This is a genomic window from Streptomyces phyllanthi (genome assembly GCF_009377205.1).
Taxonomy (GTDB): Bacteria; Actinomycetota; Actinomycetes; order Streptomycetales; family Streptomycetaceae; genus Streptomyces; species Streptomyces phyllanthi.
This window is the reverse complement of sequence record NZ_VJZE01000791.1, coordinates 1-2380: the sequence shown is the minus strand read 5'-3', so window position 1 is coordinate 2380 and position 2380 is coordinate 1. Positions and strand designations below refer to the sequence as shown.

Sequence of the window (2380 nt, the reverse complement as noted above, 5' to 3'; positions counted from 1 at the left end):
GGTGGGGGCGGCGGGGGCGGCATCCCACCACGCGCTCCCTCAGCGCACCGGCACCAATCCCCGCCGAGCCTCAACCCGAGCCGCCCGCGACCCCGCCACCGTGATCGCCACCACGCCGGCCACCGCCAGCAGCCCCATCGACACCGTCCCGCTCCAGCCCCCCGAGTGGAACGCCACCGCACCGAGCGTGCTCCCCACGCTGGAGCCCACGTAGTACGCGGACTGGTACAGCGCGGAAGCCTGGGCGCGCCCGTGCCGGGCCGTGTGGCTCACCGCCGAGGACGCCACCGCGTGCCCCGCGAAGAAGCCCGCCGTGATCAGGACCAGCCCGAGCAGCACCAGCGGCAGTGAGCCGGCCAGGGACAGGACCAGCCCCGACGTCGTCGTACCGCCCGCCAGGTACAGTGCCCCGCGCCGACCCAGCCGCCCGACCAGCTTCCCGGCGGCGGAGGCCGACACCGTACCCACCAGGTACACCAGGAAGATCGAGCCGACGATGCCCTGCGGAAGCGAGAAGGGGGCCTCGCTCAGCCGGTAGCCGATCACCGTGTAGACGCCGCCGAACACCGTCATGAACAGCGCCCCGATCGCGTACAGCCGACGCAGCAGCGGGTTCGCCAGATGCGCCCGGACCGTACCCGCCAGGACCCGCGGCCGCAGCGAACCCGGAGTGAAGTGCCTCGGCGCCGGCAGCAGCAGCCGGAAGGCCACCGCGCATCCCACCGCCACGACACCGAGCACACCGAGCGCGACCCTCCAGCCCCACTCCTGCGCGACCCAGCCGGTGATGACCCGACCGCTCATACCGCCGACGCTGTTGCCCGCGACGAACAGCCCGATCGCGGTGATGAGCGCCCTCGGGCGGACCTCCTCCGCCAGATACGCCGTCGCCGAAGCAGGCACCCCCGCCAGCGCCGCGCCCTGCACCGCCCGCAGCGCCACCAGGGCACTCAGGTTCGGGGCGAAGGGGATCAGCAGCCCGACCGTCACCGCGACCGCCAGCGACGCCGTCATCACCGTACGCCGCCCGAACCGCTCCGACAGCGCGCTCATCGGCAGCACGAACAGCGCCAGCGCACCCGTCGCGGCCGACACCGTCCAGCTCGCCGTACTCGCGGTCGCCCCGAAGTCCCCCGAGACCAGGGGCAGGAGCGCCTGCGTGGAGTAGAGCAGTGCGAAGGTCGCGACACCCGCGAGGAAGAGGGCCAGACTCATCCGGCGGTAGCCGGGCCCGCCCGGAGCCATCCGCGTGTCACCGGAGGAGGCGGAGGCGGAGGACGCGCACGGGGCGACAGGAGAAGTTGCCGACGCGGAAGACGCGGAGGACACGGAAGCCGCGGAGGACACGGAAGCCACGGAAGACGCGGAAGACATGGACGATGCGGAAGGCGCGGAAGAGGTCATCGACGTGGTCGACGCCGAGGAACCGGTGGGAACGACTGCTTCGGCGCCCGCGGTGGCAGGCGCCTCGGTACTGACGGAAGGCATGCCTCGAACGTACGAACCCCACCACTCATCCGTCCAATGCATGGAACCGTCATAATCGTTCCCATGGTGCATCAGCAGAGGTCAGAGGCTCACCTGTCACCGTCCAGTGACACAGAAGACATCGTGGCGATGCTCGCCCCGCGTCTCGCGTACTTCGCCGGCGTCGCCCGCACCGAACATGTCACCAGGGCCGCGCAGGAGATGCAGGTCCCGCAGTCGACGCTGTCCCGGGCCATGGTCCGGCTCGAACAGGACCTGGGCGTCGACCTGTTCGCCCGCCGGGGGCGCACGGTCTCCCTCACCCCCGCAGGCCGTACGTTCCTCGGCTCCGTGGAGCGCGCCCTCGCGGAGATCGAACGCGCGGCCGACGAGGTGCGCGCCGACGCCGACCCCGCCACCGGCAAGGTCGCGTTCGGCTTTCTGCACACCATGGGGTCGGAGACGGTCCCCGGGCTCATCCGCGCCTTCCGCGCCGACCATCCGCGCGTCCGCTTCAGCCTCGTCCAGAACTACGGCGAGGCGATGATCGAACGGCTGCGGTCGGGCGAACTGGACCTGTGCCTGACATCCCCCGTCCCGGACGCCCCCGACCTGGTAGCCCGCCGCCTCGACGAACAGAAGCTGCGCCTCGTCGTCCCGGCCGACCACCGCCTCGCCTCCCGCAAGCGCGTACGCCTCGCCGAGGCCGCCGAGGAGACCTTCGTGACCCTGGAACCCGGCTACGGCATGCGCCGTATCACCGACGACCTGTGCCGGCAGGCGGGCTTCAAGCCCCGCATCGCCTTCGAGGGCGAGGAGGCCGAGACCCTGAGGGGCCTGGTCGCCGCCGGCCTGGGCGTGGCCCTCCTGCCCCCACCGGCCGTGCCCCGCCCCGGAGTGGCCGAGCTGACGG

At 72.2% G+C, this 2380-nt stretch carries 3 protein-coding genes; 2 read left to right on the top strand and 1 reads right to left on the bottom strand.

Annotation, left to right across the window (positions count from 1 at the left end; all coding sequences use genetic code 11):
- Positions 1-39: 39 nt before the first annotated feature.
- The gene (locus FNH04_RS44895; RefSeq protein ID WP_228032017.1) at positions 40-1245 is read right to left on the bottom strand and encodes an MFS transporter; all 1206 of its coding nucleotides are present in this window, start codon (positions 1243-1245) and stop codon (positions 40-42) included.
- Between the two features lie 4 nt (positions 1246-1249).
- On the opposite strand from FNH04_RS44895, the gene FNH04_RS48420 reads away from it, so the two are divergent.
- Positions 1250-1543, top strand: a complete 294-nt coding sequence (locus FNH04_RS48420; protein ID WP_228032016.1) for a hypothetical protein — start codon at positions 1250-1252, stop codon at positions 1541-1543.
- A gap of 8 nt (positions 1544-1551) precedes the next feature.
- A partial coding sequence (locus FNH04_RS44890; RefSeq protein ID WP_152791982.1) for a LysR family transcriptional regulator occupies positions 1552-2380 on the top strand: 829 nt, incomplete at its 3' end.

Coding starts and splice junctions, on each gene's coding strand:
- FNH04_RS44895 (WP_228032017.1), bottom strand. CDS start 1,245: ATGGCTCCGGGCGGGCCCGGCTACCGCCGGATGAGTCTGGCCCTCTTC.